The sequence below is a fragment of the Aquabacterium sp. genome (genome assembly GCF_044226965.1).
Taxonomy (GTDB): Bacteria; Pseudomonadota; Gammaproteobacteria; order Burkholderiales; family Burkholderiaceae_C; genus Pseudaquabacterium.
The window spans coordinates 1-21,706 of record NZ_JBGAGA010000094.1; the positions used below are offsets into that span (position 1 = coordinate 1).

Consider the following 21,706-nt stretch of genomic DNA (forward strand, 5'->3'; position numbering starts at 1 on the left):
AGCAAGGGGGGCGGGGGGTGGCGCGGGCTCAGGGTCTGGCACTCGAGGGTCAGAACGCCGCGGCGTAGCGCTGCAGCTCCCACTGGCTGACCTGGCGCTGGTAGTCGGCCCACTCGGCCTGCTTGAGGCGCTGGAACTGCTCGATCAACACCGGACCCAGTGCGTGCGAGATCACCGCGTCCGCCGCCAGCGCGGCCAGCGCGTCGTCCAGTTGCCGCGGCAGTGGCGCGATGCCGCGCTCGCGCAGTGCGGCAGGCGCCAGCGTGAGCAGGTCTTCGTCGGTGCCGGGCGGCAGCGGCAGCCGGCGCTCGATGCCGTCGAGCCCGGCCGCGATCAGTCCGGCCAGCACCAGGTAGGGATTGCACGACGCATCGGCCAGCCGGCATTCGATGCTGGCACCCAAAGTACGCAGCATCGCGCTGCGGTTGTGGCTGCCATGGGCGACATGGGTTGGCGCCGCACTTTCCGCAGGCGTGCTGCCGCCGGCCTGCAGGCGCTTGTAGCTGTTGACGGTGGGCGCGGCCAGCGCGCACAGCGCCGGGGCGTGCGCCAGCACGCCGGCGGCGAACTGCTGACCCAGGGGCGAGAGGCCGCTGGCCAGCGCGCTGCCATCGGGCGCATGCGGCACGAACAGCCGCGTGGCGTTGTCGCCGTGGCCCTTCCACAGCATCAGCTGCATCGGCATGCCGCTGCCCGGCTGCTGGACGAAGGGCTTGGCCATCATCGAGAACACCATGCCGCGCGCTTCGGCCAGCGCCTGCGCAGCCAGCTTGAACAGCATCAGGTGATCGGCGGCGGCCAGTGCCTCGTCCGCGCCGATGTCGAGCTGGAACTGGCTGTGGCCGTGCTGGTGGTCGAACTGCAGCACGTCGAGCCGGCACTGTTGCAGGGCCTGCTGCAGCGCCTGCAGGAAGCCGGCCTGGCGTGGCAGGGATTTCAGGTCGTAGCTCGGCTGCGGCAGCCGGTCGCCGTCGTCGGCGGGCAACCAGCGCTCGTCCTCGCGCCTGAGCAGGAAGAACTCCGGGCTGATGGCCACGCGCAACTGCCAGCCCTGCTCGGCCAGCCGGGCGGTGGCGCGGCGCAGCACCTGGCGCGGGCAGGCTTCGAAGGGCTGGTCTGCCACCCAGCCGTCGCACACGATGCGTGCATGGCCGGGCAACCAGGGCATCGGCGTCGCGGTGCTGGCATAGCCGCGGGCCCAGTATTCGGCGCGGGGTCCGGTGCGCGGCAGTCCGGTGCCGGCGATGGAGGCGCCGCTGAAAGCGACGCCGTCGGTCAGCAGCGCATCGAGGTGCGCCAGCGGCACGAACTTGCCCTTGGCCACGCCGTGCAGGTCGGTGAACTGGGCCAGCAGCGTGTGCACCTGGGCGGCGGCCAATCGATCGTGCAGGTCCTTCATCGCGTGCTCCTGGTGCGTGCCACGCGCGGCCGGCAAAGGCTAGCGGTGGACGGCGCGGGTCAGCCGCTCGGCGGGCGGCAGTGAGCTGTCGCCGTCGAGCTCCATAGCCACCTGCGTGCACACGGCGCGGCACAGCGTGGCCACGCGCTCGCTCTGCAGCCGGTAGTAGATCTGCGTGCCTTCGCGGCGACGGCCGAGCACGCCGGCGCGGTACAGCGTGGCCAGGTGCTGGGACATGTTGGGCTGGGTGGTGTCGATCTGGTCCAGCAGCTCCGACACATTGCGCTCGCCCTGGCAGACGGCGCTGATGATCTTCAGGCGCACCGGCGTGGCCAGCAGGCCGAACAGCTCGGCTGCTGACTCGAAGACCAGATCTTCCTCACCCTTGTTGGCCACGGCAATCGACTTCATGATGCGTCAGCGCGTCACTTTATCAGCAGGGGCCGATGGAGCGAAGCCTCGGCCTTGGGGGCCTCAGGGGCGGGGCGGCAGGCCCTGCCGCTCCATCAGCAGGTAGGTGTTGTAGGCATTGATCCGGTTGGCGGCGCGAAACAGCGGCAGGTGCTCGAACGCGGACCAGTCGGTGTTGGCATAGGCCTCTTCGAAGGGCTCCATCTCGGCCGCGGCGCGGCCCATGCGCTCGCGCAGGTAGCGCAGGTAGTCCCGCGTCAGCTGCAGGTCCGCCTGCGGCGCCTCGGACATCGGGCCGTGCCCCGGCAGCAGGCGGCGCGGCTGCAGCGCGATCAGGCGTTCGAGCGCGTCGATCCAGGCCCGGCTGTCGGCCTGCCCGACGTACGGGATGCGGCCGCGGAACACCAGGTCGCCGGCAAACAGCACGCCGGCGCGCTCGGCATACACGACCAGGTCCTCGGCCGTGTGGGCGGGGCCGACATGGCGGATCTGCAGCGTCTCGTCGCCCATCGGCAGCGTGAGGTCCTGCGCCAGCCAGCGGTCGGCCGGCACCAGGCGGGTCTGCGCGTCGATCCAGGGCGCCAGCGTCTCGCGGCTGGCGACCAGGCGTTGCTCGGCGGTGTCGCTGCCCAGGTACTCGCGGCCCTCGGCATGCGCCAGGATGGTCGCGCCTTCGGCCTTCAGCACCTGCAGCCCGTAGATGTGGTCGGCATGGTAGTGCGTGACGATGACGTAGCGGATCGGCCGAGGCGTGTGCAGACGGATGGTGGCCAGCAGCGCGCGCGCCAGCGCCGGCGAGCCCAGCGCGTCGATCACCACCACGCCCTGCTCGGTGTCGATGAAGGCCGCGTTCGAGATGAAGTTGCGGTTGGCTGGCGAGCCGAGTGCCGCTTCGCCCTGCACGAACCACACGTGCTCGGCCACCTGCAGCGCCGGCAGCGGCTCGAGGGTGGGTTGCGCGCGTGCCGGGCCGGCCAGCCCCAGGCTCAGCGCGGCCAGCAGCAGGGCGCGTCGCGCGGGCCCGCGCTGCGCATACCATCGCGTGGGCATCGGACGACGGGCATGGAGATCGGCGTGGTTCAGCATGGGCAATCGGATGGCGTTGGCCGCGTACTTTGAATGGGAGGATGTCCCCGATGGAGCGCAGGGCGATGACACGCGACGAAGGGCGCGATGACCGGTCCCGCCGCCGCTGGCTGGCGGCCGGCCTGGGGCTGGCGGGGCTTGGCCTGGCCGCTTGCGCGGCGCCCGGCCGCGGGCCATCGGCTGGCCGCGTGGTGGTGGTCGGCGGTGGCTTCGGCGGCGCCACGGCGGCGCGCCAGCTGCGGCTGGCGGCGCCGGAGCTCGAGGTCATGCTGGTCGAGCGCCAGCCGCAGTTCGTGTCCTGCCCGATGTCGAACCTGGTGATCGGCGGGCAGCGCGCCATGGCCGACATCACGCGGGGCTACCAGGCGCTGCAGGCGCTGGGCGTGCGGGTGGTGCAGGGCGAGGCCGTGGCCATCGACCCTGCCGCGCGCCGCCTGCGCCTGGCCGACGGCGCCAGCCTGGGCTACGACCGGCTGATCCTGGCGCCCGGCATCGACTTCATGCTCGACGAGGTCGAGGGCCTGGCTGGCGCGCTGGGTGCAGGCACGGTGCTGCATGCCTGGAAGGCGGGCCCGCAGACCTTGGCGCTGCGCCGCCGCCTCGAGGCCATGCCCGACGGCGGCGTGTTCGTGCTCAGCATCCCGCCGGTGCCGTACCGCTGCCCGCCGGCCCCGTACGAGCGGGCCTGTCTGGTGGCCAGCTACCTGAAGCGCGTCAAGCCGCGCAGCAAGCTGCTGCTGATGGACGCCAACCCCGAGATCCAGTCGAAGCGGGCCTTGTTCGAGCGCGCTTTCGCGCAGCACTACGCCGGGCTGATCGAGTACCGGCCGAATGCCGAGTTGAAGGCCGTGGCCGGCCGGCTCGCGAAGTTCGAATTCGAGGACATCGAGGCCGACGTGCTGAACGTGGTGCCGCCGCAGCGTGGCGCCGACCTGGCGCGCCAGGCCGGGCTGCTGAGCGTGAACGGCCGCTGGATCGGCGTGAACTGGCTGACGATGGAGTGCACCGCCGCGCCCGGCATCCACGCGCTCGGCGATGCGGTCTTTCCCGCGCCGCAAATGCCCAAGTCCGGCCAGATGGCCAACCAGCAGGCGAGGCTGGTGGCCGCGGCGGTGATCCGCCTGCTGCGGGGCGAGCCGGTGCAGGCCCCGCCGCTGCTGACCAGCACCTGCTTCAGCTTCGTGACGCCGGACGAGGCCGTGCACCTGGCCTCGGTGCACCGCTACGATGCCACCCACCAGACCTTCAACCCGGTGCCCGGTGCGGGCGGGCTCTCGGCGGCGGCCAGCGCAGAAGAGGCGGCTCACGCGCGGTCCTGGGCCGAGGCCATCTGGCGCGACACGCTGGGCTGAGCGGCATCGGGCCGGTCCAGCAGCCGGTCGGTCAGGGCGGCCGCGGCCCACATCGCGCTGAGGCTGACCCATGCGGTGGCGGTGAACACCGCCGCGCCCGAGAGCCCCGAGCCCACCGCGCAGCCGCCGGCGAGCATGCCGCCGAATCCCATGCACACCGCGCCGATCAGGTAGCGCCGCATGCTGGCGCCGCCCTCGAAGCCTTCGAGCCTGCGTTCGCCGAACAGGCTGGCCGCAATGAACGAACCGGCGAACACGCCCGGCACCAGCCCGGCATCGAAGGTGAGCGGCTGGCCAGTGGCGAACAGCACGCGGTTGAGCACCTCGGCCGAGGGGCCGGTGAAGCTGAGCGCCTGCACCGGATGCGGATCGAAGCCCAGCCGCGCCACCGCATAGCTGAACCACCACGCCGCCGCCACGCACAGCCCGGCCCCGATGGCCCCGGCCCAGCCCCAGGCGGACACGTGCTGGCGCCGCGCCCACACCAGCGCGGCCGCCAGCCACAGCAGCGCGAAGGCCAGGGCACCGCCATGGCCGATGCCGCTGCGCGCAATCAGATCGCGGGGCGTGCCGCCCTCGATGGTCCACCAGCCCGAGATCAGTTCGCGCAGCGGCGCCAGCGCGCCGGTCCAGGCGGCCTGGGCCGCGACGGCGAACACCAGACCGGACAGCAGCGCGCGCAGGTTGCCCTGGGCCGCCAGCACCAGCAGCCGGCTGGCGCAGCCGCGCGCCAGGATCATGCCGGTGCCGAACAGCGCGCCGCCGACCGCCGCGCCCGAGAGGCTGCCACGCGCGCTGATCTGGCGCGCGGTGCTGGCGTCGAACCAGCCGGCCCAGGCCAGCGCCTGGGTGGCGCCGACGGCGGTGGCGAAGGCAAACAGCCACACGGTGAGCTTGCCGCCACTCTGGCGCCGGGCGAACTCGATGACCGCCGAGCGCAGGCAGAAGCGCGAGCGCTGGGCGAAGAAGCCGAAGGCCGCGCCGATCAGCAGGCCGCCGGCCGCGAGGGTGCCGCTCTCGCCGAGCCGGTCGAAGCTGGCCTCCAACCACATGGCTCGGTTCCTGGCCGCTCGCTTCGCGTGCTAGGGCTTGATGTAGGCGTAGCCCTGGCCCTGCAGCTTGGCCAGGCGCACCACGCCCGAGGGCGTGAAGTCCGATTCCTGGATGAACTGGTCCTTCTTCAGGCCGCGGTTCTTCAGCGTGATCTCGCAGACCTCGAAGCTCACGCCACGGGACTTCAGCGCCGAGACCAGCGGCGCGTACTCGGTGCCGTTGGCGGCCTTGGCACCTTCCATCAGCATGTCCACGCCCTCGGCATGGGTCACGACGATGATCTTGGCCGTGGGGTCGGTGTCCAGGTGGTTGCGCACGTTGCGCAGGCCCTTCAGGCCCTGGGCCGCGGCATTGTCGAAGTGGTAGACCACCTTGTCCTGTGCCGCCGCCACACCGGCAAGCAGCAGCATCAGGACCAGGGCGAACAGTCGGTGCAGGCGCAGCATGGCGGTCTCCTTGAAGCTCAGGTGGGGCTGATGCCGGGGTTGCCTTCGACGGCCACCAGCTTGGGCGTGTTGATGCGGCGGGGCTTCACGCGGCCCCCCTGGGCGCGCAGCCAGGCCTCGACGTGGTCCCACACCGGCTTGACACCGGGCTGGCCGCGCGCCTCTTCGGCCACCGGCGCCCAGCCGGCCACCTTGTAGCGCTTGTCGGCCTCGATCGGCCGGCCGGCCAGTTGCATGTCGGTGATGCGCCGGCCCATCGCCTCGGCCGGCCGCATCGTGTAGCTCAGGCCGCCCACGCGCACCATGTCGCCGCCCTGCTGGTAGTAGGGATCGGGGTTGAACAGGTTGTCGGCCACGTCCTCGAGGATGGTCTTGATCGTCTCGCCGTTCATCTCGGTGAGCGTGGCGTAGGGGTAGGTGATGGCCAGCTGGTCCATCATCAGCTCGCGCGTGATGGTGTCGCCCGGCAGCAGGCTGGTGCCCCAGCGGAAGCCGGGCGAGAACGCGATCTCGGCGCCTTGCACGTCCATCAGCGCGTCGCAGATCAGCTGGTCCCAGCTGCCATTGAAGTTGCCGCGGCGGTACAGCAGGCCATCGGTGACGGCCAGCTTCTCGGCCAGCCGGGCCTCGTGCGGGCCGCGTACCTTGCGGATCAGCGCGGCCATCTCGGGGTCGGCCTGCAGCTGGTTCGCGAACACCGGCAGCAGCCGGTAGCGGTAGTCGGCCAGCTTGCCGTCCTTCACGTCGAAGTCCATCACGCCGAGGAACTTGCCGTTGCTGCCGGCATTGGTCACCAGCGTGGTGCCGCCGCCGTTCTTCACCGGCACGGCCACCGGCACGCCGTCGTGGGTGTGGCCACCCAGGATGGCGTCGATGCCGCGCACGCGGCTGGCGAGCTTCAGGTCCACGTCCATGCCGTTGTGCGACAGCAGCACCACCAGCTGCGCCCCCTGGCCGCGGGCTTCGTCGACCACCTTCTGCAGGTTGTCTTCCTGGATGCCGAAGGCCCAGTCGGCCACCAGGTAGCGCGGGTTCGCGATCGGCGTGTACGGGAAGGCCTGGCCGACGATGGCCACCGGCACGCCGTTGATCCGGCGCAGCGTGAAGGGCTTGAACACCGGGTCGCCGAAGTCCTGGGTCTTGACGTTCTGCGCCAGGAATTCGATGCGGCCGGCAAAGTCCTTCTCGATGATCTGCTGCACCCGCGCCATGCCGTAGGTGAATTCCCAGTGGCCGGTCATCACGTCCACGCCCAGCAGCAGGCAGGCGTCGACCATGTCCTGCGCCTGCGTCCACAGCGAGGTCGCCGAGCCCTGCCAGGTGTCCCCGCCATCGAGCAGCAGCGCGCCGGGGCGGCTGGCCTTCAGGCGCTTGACCAGCGTGGCCAGGTGCGCGAAGCCGCCCACCTTGCCGTAGCGCCGCGCGGCGCGTTCGAAGTCGAGGTAGGTGAAGGCGTGGGCCTGCGCCGAGCCCGGCTGCAAGCCGGCGGCCTTCAGCAGCGATTCACCCACGCGGTGCGGCCACTGGCCCTGCATGCTGCCGATGCCGAGGTTGACGCTGGGCTCGCGGAAGTGGATGGGCAGCAGCTGCGCATGGCAATCGGTCATGTGCAGCAGCGAGACATTGCCGAAGGGCGGGATGTCGTACAGGGCCGCCTCGGCGGTGGCGGCATCGGCCTCGGCATGCCGGCCCAGCGCCATGCCGGCGGCCGACGCGGCGACGAGGACCTGCAGGAATTCGCGCTTGGTGAGGCTCACTGGTTGACCGGCGACTGGGGGTCGAGCAACAGGGCCATCACGTCGCGCAGCTGCTTCTCGTTCAGCAGCTTGGCGTGGCCGAAGCGCGGCATGTTCGAGCAGGCCGCGTAGGCCTTGCTGTTCCACAGCTTGCCCCACGTGTATTGCACGATAGGCGCAGTGGCCGGGTCGGCCACGTCCTTCACGCCGCGCAGCTTGCCGTAGTTCCACAGCGAAGGGCCGATGGTGCCGTACGAGATCTCCTTGCGGTCGATCTGGTGGCAGTTGTAGCACTGGGCGCCGTTGGCCGTGGGGCTGGCGCTGGCATCGGTCCAGGTCATGCCGCGGCCGTTCTGCGCCAGCTTCTCGCCTTCGCGCCAGTCGCCGATGTACTGGCCGCCCTGCGGCCACTGGATCGTGGCCATCGCCTCGGCTTCGACCTGCCTGGCCACGGCATCGGCTGGCGGGGTCGAGCCCGAACAGGCGGCCTGGCCCAGGTCCTGGTTCAGGCGATCGACCTTCGCGATGCCCTGGTCCCGGAACGAGGCCCGGATCATGGCCTGGGCGTCGCGGTCGAGTTCGTCCGGGGAGGGGACCGTGGCGCAGCCGGCAAGCCAGCCGGCCGCGCCAGCGGCCGCCACTGCGAGCAAATGGATCTTTTGCATGATGTGCGAAGCCTTCCCGTTCAGCGCTTGATCGCCGGTGCGATCGATTCGGCACCCTGGGCGTTGACGCCCATGTACACGCCCAGTGCGATGGTCACGTCCGAGGCGAAGCCCGGGTAGGGGAAGCGCTGCTGGCGGAAGCAGTCGTTGAGTCGCCGCTGCATGCTCCACATCTCGCCGCTGGAGACGCGGTAGGCCGGCCAGGCCGCGAAGCCGATGCCGTTGCCGGGGTTCTTGGTCAGGTCGGGCAGGTCCTGCAGCCGGATGCGCTTGCCGTCCTGGCCATGGCAGCTGGCACAGGCAAAGTCCATCGGACCGGCGCGGAAGAAGAAGGCACGCTTGCCAAGCTCGTAGAAGCGGCGCTCCTGCGCGTGGCTCTGCGGCAGCGCCATCTTCATGCCGCGCGATTCGCTGGAGATCCAGGCGGCCAGCGCGGTGACGGTGGACTGCTCGCCCTTGTCGAACGGCGTGGCAGCGATCTCCTTCGCGCTGAAGCCCTGCAGGGTTTCCATGCAGGTGAGCAGCCGCGACTCGAGGTCCTGCACGCGACCCGTGTCGGCGAACCAGCGCGGGAGCTGCACCCACGCGCCCTTGACCACGCCGGGGCCGAGACCCAGGTCGCAGCGTTCCAGCGTGGCGTTCTTCGGGCCGCGCGCGGTCTTCCACAGCGCCTCGCCCTTGGCTTCGAACAGCTCGGCAGGATTGCCGTCCTCGAGCATCTTGCGGTACTCGGCAATGCCATCGGCGGCCGACTTGGTCTGGGCCCAGGCCGGCGCCAGGGCGGCCGTGCCCAACAGCGCCAACGCGATGGAACGGAGGGGGGCTTGCATGCGCAGCATCGTCGTCATGGCGGGCCTTCAGGACGCCACGGCTTCGTCGGTGCGCGTTTCGCCCCGATTGTCCTTCCAGGTCACGGCAATCTTGTCGCCGGCCTTGGCGCCCTTGATGTTGAACTGCAGGAACGGGTTCTTCGACACCGAAGGTCCCCACTGCGCCGTCAGCACGGTCTTGCCGTTGTGCTGCGCCATGACTTCCTGGATGTACCAGGCGGGAATCACCTTGCCGGCGGCGTCCTTGCGCTGGCCGGTCTCCATCTCGTGGCTCATCAGCACGCGGACGGTGGCCTTGTCGCCGTTGACCTGGGCGCGAATGCGCATCGGATCAGTTGCCATGTCGTGTCTCCTGTTCGTTTACGCGTTATCAACCGCCGCAGCCACCGAGCGTGACCTTGATTTCCTTTTGGGCGAACAGCACCCGGCCGTCGCCCATCATCGCCACCGCATAGACGTTTGACGACTGGCCCATCTTCACGCGGGTCGAGAAGCTGGCATCGACCGAGTCGCTCACATCGAACACGGCCGACAGCACGCTCGGGTTCTTCTCGACCAGCAGCAGCAGCTTCTTCGCGCCGGCCAGGCTGGTGGCCACGCCCACCGGCACCACGGCGCCGTTCTCGGCGATGTCGGGCCCGGTGAGCGTGACATCCTTGCTTTCGGTCGGGGTGCCCCCGCCCAGCGCCTTCACGGCGTCGGCCATGGTCTTGGCGTCGAAGGCCGCGGTGTTGAAGGCGGCCCGCGCGATGCCGGGCAGCAGGCCGGCACCGGCCAGCAATGCAGCCACCCTGGCCGAGTGCGAGAGCATCTGTCTGCGGTTGAACATCAAAGAACTCCTCGTTGTCGCTAGGGTTTGGCGCCGTTCGCCAGCCATTGGGCGATGAGCTTGCCATCGTTGTCCGGCAGGGATTGGGGCGGCATCGGAATGCCCCCCCAGATGCCCTGGCCACCGGAGCGGATCTTGCCAGCCAGATAGGCAGCGGCATCGCTGCGGCTCGCATATTTGTCGGCCACCGCCCGGAATGCCGGTCCGACCAGCGGGCTGTCCAGGCCATGGCAGGCGGTGCAGCTGTGCTTCTGCGCCAGCGCAAGGGCCGAGGCGATGCTGGTCGTGGCGGTCGTGGCAGGCGGGGCCGCCACGGTCGGCGCAGCCGACGCTGCCGTGGACGGATTGGCCGCGCGGGCATGGGCGGTATCGACCCCGCGCTGCGGGCCGACCAGGCGCTGCTGCTCCGCCAGGTTGCCGTTGTTGCTGCGCGCGAAGTCCGGCAGCGCGGAGGCCACGCGCGGCGCGGCCTCACAGTTGGTCATGCAGGCCTGTGCCTGCACATCGGGACGCCCGCCATTGCCCAGGCCCTTGCCAGGCCACAGGCCGTGCTGGCTGGTCAGGCCCAGCCGGTTGGGCATGCGGGCCTGCGCTGCCGGCATCGTGGCGTCGGACAGCACGAAATCATCGGGCAGCACGCCGCCCAGGTTCAGCAGGTACGCGGTGACGGCGTAGACCTCGTCGGTGCTCAGGCTCTTCGGGGCGTTCCAGGGCATCGCGCGGCGGATGTAGTCCCACAGCGTCGAGACGGTCGAGACCTTCATCAGCGTGCTGCGACCGGGGAAGGCAGGATCGGTAAGCCGCGCGACATGCCCGGTCTTCACGTCTTCCGCGGTGGTGCCACCGACCAGCGGGTTGAAGACCTGGTTGCTTTCGCCGAACACGCCGTGGCACGAGGCGCATTGCGCCTCCCACACCACCTGGCCCTGCGCCACCGAGCCGCTGCCCTTGGGCAGGCCCTTGAAGTCGGGCCGCACGTCGATGTCCCAGGCCGCCACTTCGCGTGGCGTGGCCGCGCGGCCGATGCCCGGATAGCGTGCGGGCTCCGCCTGTGCCGACAGACCCAGCAACAGGCCGGCGGCCAGCAGTGCCGGGCGAAGCTCAGGCCAGCTGCACATTCTTGACCTCGCCGCTTTCCTGCACCAGCCAGGACTGGATGGCGTTGTTGTGATAGATCGAGCGCGTGCCGCGCACGGCGCGCAGCTGGCGATAGCTGGGCTGCACATAACCGGTGTCGTCGATCGCGCGGCTCTGCACCAGGGCCGGCTTGCCGTCCCAGGTCCAGTCGAGCGTGAAGCGCGTCAGGCACTTGCTCATCACCGGCTCCTGCAACTGCGCGGTGCGCCAGTTGCGGCCGCCGTCCACCGAGACGTCCACGCGCTTGACCTTGCCGCGGCCGGACCAGGCCAGGCCGCTGATCTGGTAGTAGCCCTTGTCCAGCAGCACCTGGCCACCCGAAGGCGTGGTGATCACGCTCTTGCATTCCTGCAGGCTGCTGTACTGGCGGTGCTGGCCATCGGGCATCAGGTCGATGTAGTGCACCGTTTCGTCCTTGGTGGCGTAGGGCTGGTCGCCCAGCTCGATGCGGCGCAGGTACTTGACCCAGCTCACCCCCTGCACACCGGGCACCACCAGGCGCAGCGGGTAGCCGTTCTCGGGCCGCAGCATCTCGCCGTTCTGGCCGTAGGCCACCAGCACCTCGCCGCTCTCGACCAGCTCCATCGGGATCGTGCGGGTCATCGACGAGCCATCGGCCCCCTCGGCCAGCACGTAGCGACCGCGCTTGAAGTCGGCGCCGGCCATCTCGAGCAGCAGCCGCAGCGGCACGCCGGTGAACTCGCTGCAGCTGAGCATGCCGTGCGTGTACTGGCAGGTGGGCACCGCGACGTTGCCCCATTCCATGCCGGTGTTGGCGCCGCATTCGATGAAGTGGAAGCGGCTCACCGAGGGCAGCCGCATGATCTCGTCGACGGTGAACACCATCGGCTGGCGCAGCATCTTGTCGTCGGCGCCGGTGAGCATCAGCCGGTGCTTGCTCGGGTCGACGTCCCACCAGCCCTGGTGGTGGCGCTCGAAGTGCAGGCCGCTGGGGGTGACGATGCCGAACAGGCTTTGCAGCGGCGCGAAGGACACCGAGGCCTGGCGTGTCTGCGTCAGGCCGGGGCTGGGGCGGCGCTGCACGTTGTGCTCGTACTGCGAGGGCAGCCCGTAGCCCTGGGTAGCCACCGGCTGGCCCAGGCCCTTGCTGTGGGGCGGCAGCTCCAGGATGTTCGGGTCGCCGCCGTCGGCCGGTGGTGGATGGGCCTGCGCCCGTGCAGCGGAACCGGCGGTGGCGGCGAGCGCGGCGGCAAAGGCGCCGCGCACGAAGTCGCGCCGGCCTTTGCGTGCTTCGCCGAAGACGGCTTGCACGCCTTGCGCATCGATGAAGTGCTCGGGCGCCTTGACGAGGCGACCGGAGCGGCGATCATGTGGGGCCAAGAGACAGTCCTTGCGGCTTGTGACTGATCAATAACTATATTCGGCTGGAGTGATATTAATCCCCGCCGGATCGAACGCGACTAGGACAATCCCGATGAGGCCGACGCCACCATGCTGATCTTTCGCCAACTCTTCGACCGTCAGTCGTCCACCTACACCTACCTGCTGGGCGACAGCGAAGCCGGCGAGGCCCTGCTGATCGACCCGGTATTCGAGAACGTGCAGCGCGACGCTGCGCTGCTGCGCGAACTGGGCCTGAAGCTGCTGGCGACGCTGGACACGCACGTGCATGCCGACCACGTCACCGCGGCGTGGCTGCTGAAGCAGCGCCTGGGCAGCCAGATCCTGCTGGCCAGGGCGGCCGGTGCGACCCAGGCAGACCGACTGCTGGTGCATGGCGAACGCGTGCAATTCGGCCGCCGCCATCTCGAGGTGCGGGCGACCCCGGGGCATACGGCCGGCTGCCTGAGCTACGTGCTGGACGACCAGGGCATGGCCTTCACCGGCGACAGCCTGCTGATCCGCGGCTGCGGCCGCACCGACTTCCAGCAGGGCAATGCGAGCCAGCTGTACCACTCGGTGAAGATGCAGCTGCTGAGCCTGCCCGGCCATTGCCTGCTGTACCCGGGGCATGACTACCGCGGGCTGACGGTGACCAGCGTCGCCGAAGAGCGAGCCTTCAACCCGCGCCTGGGCGGCGATGTCAACGAGGCCGACTTCTGCGGCTACATGAACCACCTGGGCCTGGCCCATCCGAAGCTGATGGACATTGCGGTGCCGGCCAACCTGCGTTGTGGCCAGCCCGAGGGCGGGGCCGCGCTGCCGGACGAGCCGACCTGGGCGCCGCTGACCTGCAGCTTCGGTGGTGTGTGGGAGATTCAGCCCACGGTGCTGGAAGAGCGGCTGGGCGACGGCGCCGACGCGATCCAGGTGGTCGACGTGCGCGAGCCGGCGGAATTCTCGGACGCGCTGGGCCATGTCCCAGGGGCGCGGCTGGTGCCGTTGTCCGAGCTGGCCGCGCGGGCCGGCGAGCTGGCGCGCGAGCGGCCGATCGTCACCGTGTGCCGCTCGGGCGCGCGCTCGGCGCAGGCCACGGTGCTGCTGCAGCGCAGCGGCTTCCAGGCGGTGGCCAACCTCGCGGGCGGCATGCTGCGCTGGCGCGCCGAGGGGCTTCCGACCGAGGGTGGCGCGGCCTGAGGCCGCAGGCCGCGCCGATCGGGCGTTAGAGCCAGCCCTCGCGTTGCGCGTCGGCCAGCGTCAGGTCGAGGCAGCGGCGGATCAGCGCCGTCATCTCGTCGATCTGCGCACGGGTCATCACCAGCGGCGGCGCGATGATCATGCGGTTGCCGACGGCCCGCATGATGAGCCCGTTCGCGAAGCAGTGGCCGCGGCACACCATGCCGATGCCCACCGTCCGGTCGAAGGGCTTCAGGCCGGCCTTGTCCTTCACCAGCAGCAGCGCGCCCATCAGGCCACAGGTCTCGGCATCACCGACCAGCGGGTGCTCGCGCAGCGACGCGAAGGCCTCGGCCAGGTAGGGCCCGGTGTTGTCGTGCACCTGCTCCACCAGCTTGAGCTCGCGGATCAGCCCGATGTTGGCCAGCGCCACCGCGCAGGCCACCGGATGGCCGGAGTAGGTGTAGCCATGCTCGAACTCGCCGCCCTGTTCGATCAGCGTCTTCGCCACGCGGTCACCGACCATCACCCCGCCGAGCGGGATGTAGCCGCTGGTCACGCCCTTGGCGAAGGTCATCAGGTCGGGCCGGGCACCGAAGGTCTCACAGCCGAACCAGCGACCGGTGCGGCCGAAGCCGCAGATGACCTCGTCGCTGACCAGCAGGATGCCGTACTTGTCGCAGATGCGCTGCACCTCGGGCCAGTAGGTGGCCGCCGGGATGATCACGCCGCCCGCGCCCTGCACCGGCTCGCCGATGAAGGCCGCCACGCGCTCGGGCCCGAGCTCGAGGATCTTGTCCTCCAGCCAGCGGGCGGCAACCAGGCCGAACTCGTCGCGGCTCATGCCTTGCCCGTGCTGCACCCAGTAGGGCTGGTCGATGTGCACGATGTCGGGGATCGGCAGGCCGCCCTGCGCATGCATGTCGGCCATGCCGCCCAGCGAGGCGCCGGCCATCGTCGAGCCATGGTAGGCATTGCGCCGGCTGATGATCACCTTGCGCTGCGGCTGGCCCTGCAGGTCCCAGTAGCGGCGCACCATGCGCACCACCGTGTCATTGCCCTCGGATCCCGAGCCGGTGAAGAACACATGCTGGAACTGCGGCGGCGTCACTTCGCTCAGCAGCTCGGCCAGCGCGATGGCCGGCGGCGTCGCGGTCTGGAAGAAGGCGTTGTAGAAGGGCAGTTCCCTCAGCTGCTGCGTGGCCGCGTCGATCAGGCGCTGCTGGCCATAACCGACGTTCACGCACCACAGGCCGGACATCGCGTCGAGCACCTTGCGGCCCTCGCTGTCCCAGAGGTAGATGTTCTCGGCGCGGGTGATGATGCGCGAGCCCTTCTTCGCCAGCGCCTGGAAGTCGGTGAAGGGATGCAGGAAATGGGCGGCGTCGGCGGCCTGCCACTGCTGCGTCGTGCGTTGCTGTGCGAGTTGCATGGTGATGGCTCCTTCAGACGTGCAGCAGCAGGTGCTCGCGCTCCCACGGCGAGATCACCTTCATGAATTCGGCGTACTCGATCTCCTTGACCTCCGAGTACACGGTGATGAAGGCTTCACCCAGCACCTCGTGCAGGTCCTTCTCCTCGCGCAGCAGCGCCAGCGCCTCGCCCAGGCTGCGCGGCAGCTGATAGTCGCCAAGGTACGCGTCACCCTTGCACTCGGCCGAGGGCTCGATGCGGTGCTTCAGCCCCAGCCAGCCGCAGGCCATCGTGGCGGCCAGCGCCACGTAGGGGTTGGCGTCGGCGCCGATCACGCGGTTCTCGATGCGCCGCGCCTGCGGCTCGGCCAGCGGGGCGCGGATGCCCACGGTGCGGTTGTCGATGCCCCACTGGATGTTGATCGGTGCTGCGGTGAAGCGTGCCAGCCGGCGGTAGCTGTTGACGTAGGGTGCGAACAGCGCCATCGCGGCCGGGATGTACTTCTGCAGCCCGCCGATGAACCAGTAGAACTCGCGGCTCGGGGAGCCGTCTTCGTTGCTGAACAGGTTGCGGCCGCTGGCGCTGTCGACGATGCTTTGGTGGATGTGCATCGCGCTGCCGGGCTCGCCGGCGATCGGCTTGGCCATGAAGGTGGCGAACATGTCGTGCCGCAGCGCGGCCTCGCGCACCGTGCGCTTGAACAGGAACACCTCGTCGGCCAGGCCCAGCGGATGGTCGTGGAAGAAGTTGATCTCCATCTGCCCGGCGCCGACCTCGTGGATCAGGGTGTCGACGTTCAGGCCCATCTTCTCGCAGTAGTCGTAGACGTCCTCGAACAGCGGGTCGAACTCGTTGACCGCATCGATCGAGTAGGCCTGGCGCGAGGTCTCGGCGCGGCCGCTGCGGCCGATCGGCGGCTTCAGCGGCATGTCCGGATCGGTGTTGCGCGCGACGAGATAGAACTCCAGCTCCGGCGCGACCACCGGCTTCCAGCCTTCAGCCTCGTACAGCTCGCACACCCGGCGCAGCACCGAGCGCGGCGCGAAGGGCACCAGCTTGCCGTGCCGGTCGTAGCAGTCGTGGATGACCTGCGCGGTGGGGTCGGTGGCCCAGGGCACGAGGCGCACCGTGCTGGGGTCGGGCCGCAGCTGCATGTCCAGGTCGGTGGGGCTGATGACGTCGTAGTACGGCCCCTCGGACGGGAATTCGCCCGTCACGCCCATCGCCACCACGGCCTCGGGCAGGCGCATGCCGCGGTCTTCGGTGAACTTTTCGCGCGGCAGGATCTTGCCGCGGGCCACGCCGGTGAGGTCAGGCACCAGGCATTCGATCTCGGTGACGCGGCGCTGGTTGAGCCACTGTTCGAGCTCGCTGAAATTGAAGTTGTCTCGATTGATCATGTTGCACTCCGGTTCGCTTGGATGCTAGGCGGCCGCGGACGGTCTTCCGCGGCCGGGCGGGTGCAGCACTAGGGAATCGGGTTGCGGTGCTGGTCGTGGTACGCGGCGCAGGCCGCACCGAAGGCTGTCAGCAGCTGCATCGAGACCGGGTTGTCGGCGGCCTGCCACTCCGGGTGCCATTGCACGCAGAGGTTGAAGCCGGTGGCGTCGATCACCGAGAAGGCCTCGATCAGGCCGTCCGGTGCGCGGGCCTCGACCCGCAAGCCATGGGCCAGCCGGCTCACCGCCTGGCCGTGCACCGAATTGACGGTGAAGCGCGTTTGGCCGAGCAACCCGGCCAGCACGCCGCCGGGCAGCACCTCGACTTCGTGCGCCGGGCCGTATTGCACTGCGGCTGGCTGGCCGGAGGGTGCCCGGTGGTCGGCATAAGGCCCGACGTCCTGCACCGCCTGGTGCAGCGAGCCGCCCAGCGCGACATTCGTTTCCTGCGTGCCGCGGCAGATCGCGAACAGCGGCATGCCGCGCGCGATGACCTTCGGGATCAGCGGCAAGGTCCAGGCATCGCGGGTGGGGTCCAGCGGCAGCGAGGGGTCGTGGACCGCCTCGTCGAAGTGGCTGGGATGCACGTTCGAGGCCGAGCCGGTCAGTAGCACACCATCGGCCAGGTCGAGCAGGGCATCCAGCTCTTCCGGCGTGGCGCTCGGCACGATCAGCGGCAGCGCGCCCGCCAGGCGCACCGCATCGACATACTTCTTGCCGGCGACGTGGAAGGCATGCTCGCCGATCGGGCGATTGCAGGCCGGCACCAGGACCACCGGTTTGTTTTTCGAGCTCATGGTGTCGCGTCTTTTATGCGCTAGGCAGACCCTCGGTTGATTGAACTGTCGGGAAGCAAGTCTCAGGCCGCGCGCTGGATCGCGCCGCGCAGCGTGTCGATCAGCTGGTCGATCTGCTGCCGTTCGATGATCAGCGGCGGCGACAGCGCGACCGTGTCGCCGGTGGTGCGGATCAGCACACCCTTGTCGTAGCAGTCGAGGAAGATGTTGAACGCGCGCTTGGCCGGCTCGCCGGGGATCGGCGCGAGCTCGACGCCGCCGACCAGGCCGATGTTGCGCACGTCGATCACGTTGGGCAGGCCCCTCAGCGCGTGCAGCTGCTCGGCGAAGTAGCCCTGCAGCTGCTGGGCGCGCGTCAGCAGGCCTTCTTCCTCGTAGGTGGCCAGGGTGCCCAGGCCGGCGGCGCAGGCGATCGGGTGCGCCGAGTAGGTGTAGCCGTGGAAGAACTCGATCAGGTGCTCGGGCCCGCTCATGAAGGTGTCGTGGATGCTCTGCTTGGCTGCCACAGCGCCCATCGGCGCGCAGCCGTTGGTGATGCCCTTGGCCATCACCAGCAGGTCCGGCGTGACGCCGAAGGTCTGTGCCGCGAACGGGTTGCCGGTGCGACCGAAACCGGTGATCACCTCGTCGAAGATCAGCAGGATGCCGTGCTTGTCGCAGATCTCGCGCAGGCGGTTCAGGTAGCCCTTGGGCGGCACCAGCACGCCGGTGGAGCCGGCCACCGGCTCGACGATCACCGCGGCGATCGTGGAAGGATCGTGCAGCGCGCAGAGCTTCTCGAGGTCATCGGCGAACTCGGCGCCGTGCTCGGGCTGGCCGACGCTGAACGCGTTGCGGGCCGGATCGTGGGTGTGGCGGATGTGGTCGACGCCTGCCAGCATGGCGCCGAACATCTTGCGGTTGGCCACCATGCCACCCACCGAGATGCCGCCGAAGTTGACGCCGTGGTAGCCCCGCTCGCGGCCGATCAGCCGGGTACGCTGGCCTTCGCCGCGCACGCGATGGTAGGCCAGCGCGATCTTCAGCGCGGTGTCCACCGATTCGGAGCCGGAGTTGGTGAAGAAGATCTTGTTCAGGCCGGCCGGCGTGAGCTTGGCGACCTTGTCGGCCAGCTCGAATGCCTTGGGATGCGCCATCTGGAACGGCGGCGCATAGTCCAGCTCGGCCGCCTGCTGCTGGATGGCCTGCACGATCTTCGGCCGTGCATGGCCGGCATTCACGCACCACAGGCCGGCGACGCCATCGAGAATCTGGCGGCCGTCGTCGGTCCAGTAGTGCATGCCGGAGGACCGGGTCAACAGGCGCGGCGCCTTCTTGAACTGGCGGTTGGCCGTGAAGGGCATCCAGTAGGCGTCGAGGGCGTGGTTCATGGCGTCAGGGCTCCTTGTCGGCAACGCCCTCCAGTCTAGTCAGCGGGTGGCGCAATGTGCTGTCTTCTGATGGGGGGTGGAGCCGCGCGCTTCGGCATATCATGCGAATCTTTCCAAGCGATTCCGCATTTCATGCGAACAGACAGCCCAAAGCCGCAACTCGATGCGATCGACCGCCAGATCTTGACGCTGCTGCAAGCCGAGGGGCGGCTGTCGAACGTCGAGCTGGCCGAGCGTGTGCACCTGTCGCCCTCGGCCTGCCTGCGGCGGGTCAAGCAGCTGGAGGAGTCGGGGGTCATCGCACAGTACGTGGCGCTGCTGAATGCCAAGGCGCTGGGCCAGCACGGCACGTGCTTCTCGATCATCAACCTCGAGACGATGAACGATGGCGTCCTGAAGGCCTTCGAGCAGGCGGTCCGCGACGAACCGGAGGTGCTGGACTGCTTCTACGTCGCCGGGTCGAACGACTACCTCATCCGTTTCAGCTACCGCGATGCCGAGGACCTGGAGCGCTTCCACACCCAGGTGCTGATGCGCTTGCCGGGCGTCGAGCGATCGAATTCGATGCTGGTTCTGCGCACGGTGAAGAAGACCACCGCGTTGCCGTTGTAGGGCCCGCGCGCCCATGAAGCCGGTCCTGGTCCTGCAGCACATGGTCGATGACGGCCCGGCCTACCTGGGCCGCTGGCTGCAGCAGCAGGGCCTGCCGGCGGACGTGCGCTGCCACCAGGCGGGCCAGCCTTTTCCGGCCACGCTGCACGGCTATCGCGCGATGGCGATCCTGGGCGGTCCGATGAGCGCGAACGATGACATGCCGCACTTGCGCCAGGCCGAGCAGCTGGTGCGCGAAGGGGTGGCCAGCGGCATTCCGGTGATCGGGCATTGCCTGGGCGGGCAGCTGATGGCGCGAGCGCTGGGCGGCACGGTGGGGCCGTCGATCGCGCCGGAAATCGGCTGGCACGACATCACGCTCCACGACAACGCCACTGCGCAGACCTGGTTCGGCGACGTCCGGGCCGCCCGTGTCTACCGTTGGCACTACGAGGCCTTCAGCGTGCCGGCCGGTGCGCTGGCGCTCGCCGCCAGCCCGGCCTGTGTCCATCAGGCCTTTGCGCTCGGGCCGCACCTGGCGCTGCAGTTCCACGTCGAGCAGGACCTGGCCAAGATGAAGGAATGGCTGGCGGCGGCCGGCGACGGCTATGTGCGCTCGCTGCGCCTGCACCCGGCCAGCGTGCAGGCAGCGCAGCCGATGCTGGCCGAGGCCGAACAGTCTCTCGCCGCGCAGCAGGCCCTCGCCAGCCGGATCTACCACTACTGGCTGGCCTCGGCCGCCTGAGCTGGGCATCCTGGATTTCGCATGAGGAAATATGAATTTCGCATCGCGGAATCTTTGTCTGCTGCGCCGCAACATGCTTTTTCATGGCGAAGAATTCATTTTCGAATCATGAAATCAGATCACTAACATGTTGATTTGAAATGGAAATATTTTTAGTCTTCTATAAGACATAAGTCTTCTCAAAGACCCTGCGGCTGGTTAGGCTTGAGCCATCGTTTTTCGGTTCTCTCCCTCACCGCCCCAAGGAGCTTTGACATGACACAGCAACTCACCCGCGAACAACAGATCGCCGCCCTCGAGAAGGACTGGGCCGAAAACCCGCGCTGGAAGGGCATCAAGCGCGGCTACACCGCCGCCGACGTGGTGCGCTTGCGCGGTTCGCTGCAGATCGAATACACGCTGGCCAAGCGTGGCGCAGAGAAGCTGTGGAACTCGATCAACACCGAGCCGTTCGTCAACTCGCTGGGCGCGCTGACCGGCAACCAGGCCATGCAGCAGGTCAAGGCCGGCCTGAAGGCGATCTACCTCTCCGGCTGGCAGGTGGCGGGTGACGCCAACAGCAACGGCGAGATGTACCCCGACCAGTCGCTGTACTCGGTGGACTCGGTGCCGAAGGTGGTGAAGAAGATCAACAACACCTTTGCCCGCGCCGACCAGATCCAGTGGAGCGAAGGCAAGAACGACATCGACTACTTCCAGCCCATCGTGGCCGATGCCGAAGCCGGTTTCGGCGGCGTGCTGAACGCCTTCGAACTGATGAAGGCCATGATCGAAGCCGGCGCCGCGGGCGTGCACTTCGAGGACCAGCTGGCCTCGGTGAAGAAGTGCGGCCACATGGGCGGCAAGGTGCTGGTGCCGACGCGTGAAGCGGTGAGCAAGCTGGTGGCCGCCCGCCTGGCCGCCGACGTGATGGGCGTGCCGACCATCCTGCTGGCCCGCACCGATGCGGAAGCAGCCGACCTGGTGACCAGTGACGTCGACGCCAACGACAAGCCCTTCCTGACCGGTGAGCGCACCGTCGAAGGCTTCTACAAGACCAAGAAGGGCTTCGAGCAGGCCGTGAGCCGCGGCCTGGCCTATGCCGAGTACGCCGACCTGATCTGGTGCGAGACCGGCACGCCGGATCTGGCGTTCGCGAAGGCCTTCGCCGATGCGATCCACGCCAAGTTCCCGGGCAAGCTGCTGGCCTACAACTGTTCGCCCTCGTTCAACTGGAAGAAGAACCTCGACGACGCGACGATCGCCAAGTTCCAGCGCGAGCTGGGCGCGATGGGCTACAAGTTCCAGTTCATCACGCTCGCCGGCTTCCACAGCCTGAACTACTCGATGTTCGAGCTGGCCTATGGCTACGCCCGCAACAACATGACGGCCTTCGTCGAGATGCAGGAGAAGGAATTCGCCGCTGCCGAGAAGGGCTTTACCGCGGTGAAGCACCAGCGCGAAGTGGGTACCGGGTACTTCGACGCGGTGACCACGACGATCGAGCGCGAGGCCTCGACCGCCGCGCTGAAGGGCTCGACCGAAGACGAGCAGTTCTTCGAGGCCAAGCACGGCTGATCCACGATCGCTTCGAGAGGTGCTGAGCCTGCCGCCACACGCGGCGGGCTTGGGGAGACAAGCAAGGCGGCGCGGTTCCCACAAGGGGCCGCGCCTTTTTGCGTCAGGAGATTCCTGCGCGCGGCTCAGGCGCCGCGCTGCCGGCGCAGCACCAGCAGCGCGTAGCCCAGCCCGGCCACTGCCAGGGCCGCCAGGAAGCCCGGCGTTGCCGCGGCGCCCAGCGCCGAGCCCAGGTCATGCAGGGCCCAGGCCGGCAGGCCTTGCACGAAGGGCAGGGGATCGCCGTCGGCGCGCATCGTCAGGCTGCGCGGGCCGGCGCGATCGGCAACGATC

22 protein-coding genes are annotated in these 21,706 nt (G+C 69.0%); 5 read left to right on the forward strand and 17 right to left on the reverse strand.

Annotated elements, in window-relative coordinates:
- Nucleotides 1-49 precede the first annotated feature (49 nt).
- The 3 genes from ACILR4_RS26430 to ACILR4_RS26440 form a co-directional block, all read right to left on the reverse strand.
- Nucleotides 50-1,399 (reverse strand): glutamine synthetase family protein, encoded by a 1,350-nt coding sequence (locus ACILR4_RS26430; protein ID WP_395703887.1) that lies wholly within the window; start codon nt 1,397-1,399, stop codon nt 50-52.
- Nucleotides 1,400-1,438: 39 nt separating this feature from the next.
- Nucleotides 1,439-1,810: an ArsR/SmtB family transcription factor gene (locus tag ACILR4_RS26435; protein ID WP_395703888.1), complete on the reverse strand. Its 372-nt coding sequence runs from the start codon at nt 1,808-1,810 to the stop codon at nt 1,439-1,441.
- A gap of 63 nt (nt 1,811-1,873) precedes the next feature.
- On the reverse strand, nt 1,874-2,860 hold the full coding sequence (locus tag ACILR4_RS26440; RefSeq protein ID WP_395703889.1) for an MBL fold metallo-hydrolase: 987 nt from the start codon (nt 2,858-2,860) through the stop codon (nt 1,874-1,876).
- Nucleotides 2,861-2,961: 101 nt separating this feature from the next.
- On the opposite strand from ACILR4_RS26440, the gene ACILR4_RS26445 reads away from it, so the two are divergent.
- Nucleotides 2,962-4,248, forward strand: a complete 1,287-nt coding sequence (locus tag ACILR4_RS26445) for an FCSD flavin-binding domain-containing protein (protein WP_395703890.1) — start codon at nt 2,962-2,964, stop codon at nt 4,246-4,248.
- Here the strand turns inward: ACILR4_RS26445 and ACILR4_RS26450 are convergent.
- The 9 genes from ACILR4_RS26450 to soxC are packed head-to-tail and all read right to left on the reverse strand — an operon-like array spanning nt 4,200 to nt 12,285.
- Nucleotides 4,200-5,300, reverse strand: coding sequence for a YeeE/YedE family protein (locus ACILR4_RS26450; protein WP_395703891.1), 1,101 nt, complete (start codon nt 5,298-5,300; stop codon nt 4,200-4,202). The two genes, ACILR4_RS26445 and ACILR4_RS26450, sit on opposite strands and share 49 nt — an antisense overlap.
- 30 nt (nt 5,301-5,330) lie before the next feature.
- Nucleotides 5,331-5,747 (reverse strand): DsrE family protein, encoded by a 417-nt coding sequence (locus ACILR4_RS26455; protein ID WP_395703892.1) that lies wholly within the window; start codon nt 5,745-5,747, stop codon nt 5,331-5,333.
- Nucleotides 5,748-5,764: 17 nt separating this feature from the next.
- Nucleotides 5,765-7,504, reverse strand: coding sequence for a thiosulfohydrolase SoxB (soxB, locus tag ACILR4_RS26460; RefSeq protein WP_395703893.1), 1,740 nt, complete (start codon nt 7,502-7,504; stop codon nt 5,765-5,767).
- Nucleotides 7,501-8,148, reverse strand: a complete 648-nt coding sequence (gene soxX, locus ACILR4_RS26465; RefSeq protein ID WP_395703894.1) for a sulfur oxidation c-type cytochrome SoxX — start codon at nt 8,146-8,148, stop codon at nt 7,501-7,503. The genes soxB and soxX overlap by 4 nt, the downstream gene beginning before the upstream one ends.
- A 20-nt stretch (nt 8,149-8,168) precedes the next feature.
- The gene (gene soxA, locus ACILR4_RS26470; RefSeq protein WP_395703895.1) at nt 8,169-8,978 is read right to left on the reverse strand and encodes a sulfur oxidation c-type cytochrome SoxA; all 810 of its coding nucleotides are present in this window, start codon (nt 8,976-8,978) and stop codon (nt 8,169-8,171) included.
- A gap of 27 nt (nt 8,979-9,005) precedes the next feature.
- Nucleotides 9,006-9,305 carry a thiosulfate oxidation carrier complex protein SoxZ gene (gene soxZ / locus ACILR4_RS26475; protein WP_395703907.1) on the reverse strand — a complete coding sequence of 100 codons (300 nt, stop codon included), beginning with the start codon at nt 9,303-9,305 and terminating at the stop codon, nt 9,006-9,008.
- A 43-nt stretch (nt 9,306-9,348) separates the two neighbouring features.
- Complete coding sequence (soxY, locus tag ACILR4_RS26480; protein ID WP_395703896.1) at nt 9,349-9,807, reverse strand: thiosulfate oxidation carrier protein SoxY; 459 nt, start codon at nt 9,805-9,807, stop codon at nt 9,349-9,351.
- A gap of 20 nt (nt 9,808-9,827) precedes the next feature.
- Nucleotides 9,828-10,925, reverse strand: a complete 1,098-nt coding sequence (locus ACILR4_RS26485) for a c-type cytochrome (protein ID WP_395703897.1) — start codon at nt 10,923-10,925, stop codon at nt 9,828-9,830.
- The gene (soxC, locus tag ACILR4_RS26490; RefSeq protein ID WP_395703898.1) at nt 10,909-12,285 is read right to left on the reverse strand and encodes a sulfite dehydrogenase; all 1,377 of its coding nucleotides are present in this window, start codon (nt 12,283-12,285) and stop codon (nt 10,909-10,911) included. Before soxC ends, ACILR4_RS26485 begins: the two co-directional genes overlap by 17 nt.
- Before the next feature lie 114 nt (nt 12,286-12,399).
- Between soxC and ACILR4_RS26495 the strand changes: the two genes are divergently transcribed.
- Nucleotides 12,400-13,482 (forward strand): MBL fold metallo-hydrolase, encoded by a 1,083-nt coding sequence (locus tag ACILR4_RS26495; protein WP_395703908.1) that lies wholly within the window; start codon nt 12,400-12,402, stop codon nt 13,480-13,482.
- A gap of 25 nt (nt 13,483-13,507) precedes the next feature.
- Here ACILR4_RS26495 and ACILR4_RS26500 read toward each other — a convergent pair whose 3' ends face one another.
- From ACILR4_RS26500 to ACILR4_RS26515, 4 genes are all read right to left on the reverse strand, one after another.
- Nucleotides 13,508-14,893, reverse strand: a complete 1,386-nt coding sequence (locus tag ACILR4_RS26500; RefSeq protein ID WP_395703899.1) for an aspartate aminotransferase family protein — start codon at nt 14,891-14,893, stop codon at nt 13,508-13,510.
- 13 nt (nt 14,894-14,906) lie between these two features.
- Complete coding sequence (locus tag ACILR4_RS26505) at nt 14,907-16,274, reverse strand: glutamine synthetase family protein (protein WP_395703900.1); 1,368 nt, start codon at nt 16,272-16,274, stop codon at nt 14,907-14,909.
- 68 nt (nt 16,275-16,342) lie between these two features.
- Nucleotides 16,343-17,110 carry a gamma-glutamyl-gamma-aminobutyrate hydrolase family protein gene (locus ACILR4_RS26510; protein ID WP_395703901.1) on the reverse strand — a complete coding sequence of 256 codons (768 nt, stop codon included), beginning with the start codon at nt 17,108-17,110 and terminating at the stop codon, nt 16,343-16,345.
- A 62-nt stretch (nt 17,111-17,172) separates the two neighbouring features.
- Entirely contained in the window at nt 17,173-18,480 is a 1,308-nt protein-coding gene (locus ACILR4_RS26515) for an aspartate aminotransferase family protein (RefSeq protein WP_395703902.1), read from the reverse strand.
- A gap of 132 nt (nt 18,481-18,612) precedes the next feature.
- Between ACILR4_RS26515 and ACILR4_RS26520 the strand changes: the two genes are divergently transcribed.
- The 3 genes from ACILR4_RS26520 (at nt 18,613) to aceA (ending at nt 21,373) form a co-directional block, all read left to right on the forward strand.
- A complete protein-coding gene (locus ACILR4_RS26520; RefSeq protein WP_395703903.1) occupies nt 18,613-19,092 on the forward strand; it encodes an Lrp/AsnC family transcriptional regulator in 480 nt (159 codons plus the stop codon).
- A gap of 13 nt (nt 19,093-19,105) precedes the next feature.
- The gene (locus ACILR4_RS26525; RefSeq protein WP_395703904.1) at nt 19,106-19,816 is read left to right on the forward strand and encodes a type 1 glutamine amidotransferase; all 711 of its coding nucleotides are present in this window, start codon (nt 19,106-19,108) and stop codon (nt 19,814-19,816) included.
- Between the two features lie 255 nt (nt 19,817-20,071).
- Nucleotides 20,072-21,373 carry an isocitrate lyase gene (gene aceA, locus ACILR4_RS26530; protein WP_395703905.1) on the forward strand — a complete coding sequence of 434 codons (1,302 nt, stop codon included), beginning with the start codon at nt 20,072-20,074 and terminating at the stop codon, nt 21,371-21,373.
- Between the two features lie 125 nt (nt 21,374-21,498).
- On the opposite strand, the gene ACILR4_RS26535 is transcribed toward aceA, so the two are convergent.
- Nucleotides 21,499-21,706, reverse strand: a 208-nt coding sequence (locus ACILR4_RS26535) for a hypothetical protein (RefSeq protein WP_395703906.1), incomplete at its 5' end; no start/stop codon positions are given.

What these genes read in the sequence shown, in the direction of transcription:
- ACILR4_RS26430 (WP_395703887.1), bottom strand. Translation starts at nt 1,399, where the DNA reads ATGAAGGACCTGCACGATCGATTGGCCGCCGCCCAGGTGCACACGCTG.
- ACILR4_RS26435 (WP_395703888.1), bottom strand. Translation starts at nt 1,810, where the DNA reads ATGAAGTCGATTGCCGTGGCCAACAAGGGTGAGGAAGATCTGGTCTTC.
- ACILR4_RS26440 (WP_395703889.1), bottom strand. Translation starts at nt 2,860, where the DNA reads ATGCCCACGCGATGGTATGCGCAGCGCGGGCCCGCGCGACGCGCCCTG.
- ACILR4_RS26445 (WP_395703890.1), top strand. Translation starts at nt 2,962, where the DNA reads ATGACACGCGACGAAGGGCGCGATGACCGGTCCCGCCGCCGCTGGCTG.
- ACILR4_RS26450 (WP_395703891.1), bottom strand. Translation starts at nt 5,300, where the DNA reads ATGTGGTTGGAGGCCAGCTTCGACCGGCTCGGCGAGAGCGGCACCCTC.
- ACILR4_RS26455 (WP_395703892.1), bottom strand. Translation starts at nt 5,747, where the DNA reads ATGCTGCGCCTGCACCGACTGTTCGCCCTGGTCCTGATGCTGCTGCTT.
- soxX (WP_395703894.1), bottom strand. Translation starts at nt 8,148, where the DNA reads ATGCAAAAGATCCATTTGCTCGCAGTGGCGGCCGCTGGCGCGGCCGGC.
- soxA (WP_395703895.1), bottom strand. Translation starts at nt 8,978, where the DNA reads ATGCAAGCCCCCCTCCGTTCCATCGCGTTGGCGCTGTTGGGCACGGCC.
- soxZ (WP_395703907.1), bottom strand. Translation starts at nt 9,305, where the DNA reads ATGCGCATTCGCGCCCAGGTCAACGGCGACAAGGCCACCGTCCGCGTG.
- soxY (WP_395703896.1), bottom strand. Translation starts at nt 9,807, where the DNA reads ATGTTCAACCGCAGACAGATGCTCTCGCACTCGGCCAGGGTGGCTGCA.
- ACILR4_RS26485 (WP_395703897.1), bottom strand. Translation starts at nt 10,925, where the DNA reads ATGTGCAGCTGGCCTGAGCTTCGCCCGGCACTGCTGGCCGCCGGCCTG.
- ACILR4_RS26500 (WP_395703899.1), bottom strand. Translation starts at nt 14,893, where the DNA reads ATGCAACTCGCACAGCAACGCACGACGCAGCAGTGGCAGGCCGCCGAC.
- ACILR4_RS26505 (WP_395703900.1), bottom strand. Translation starts at nt 16,274, where the DNA reads ATGATCAATCGAGACAACTTCAATTTCAGCGAGCTCGAACAGTGGCTC.
- ACILR4_RS26510 (WP_395703901.1), bottom strand. Translation starts at nt 17,110, where the DNA reads ATGAGCTCGAAAAACAAACCGGTGGTCCTGGTGCCGGCCTGCAATCGC.
- ACILR4_RS26515 (WP_395703902.1), bottom strand. Translation starts at nt 18,480, where the DNA reads ATGAACCACGCCCTCGACGCCTACTGGATGCCCTTCACGGCCAACCGC.
- ACILR4_RS26520 (WP_395703903.1), top strand. Translation starts at nt 18,613, where the DNA reads ATGCGAACAGACAGCCCAAAGCCGCAACTCGATGCGATCGACCGCCAG.
- ACILR4_RS26525 (WP_395703904.1), top strand. Translation starts at nt 19,106, where the DNA reads ATGAAGCCGGTCCTGGTCCTGCAGCACATGGTCGATGACGGCCCGGCC.
- aceA (WP_395703905.1), top strand. Translation starts at nt 20,072, where the DNA reads ATGACACAGCAACTCACCCGCGAACAACAGATCGCCGCCCTCGAGAAG.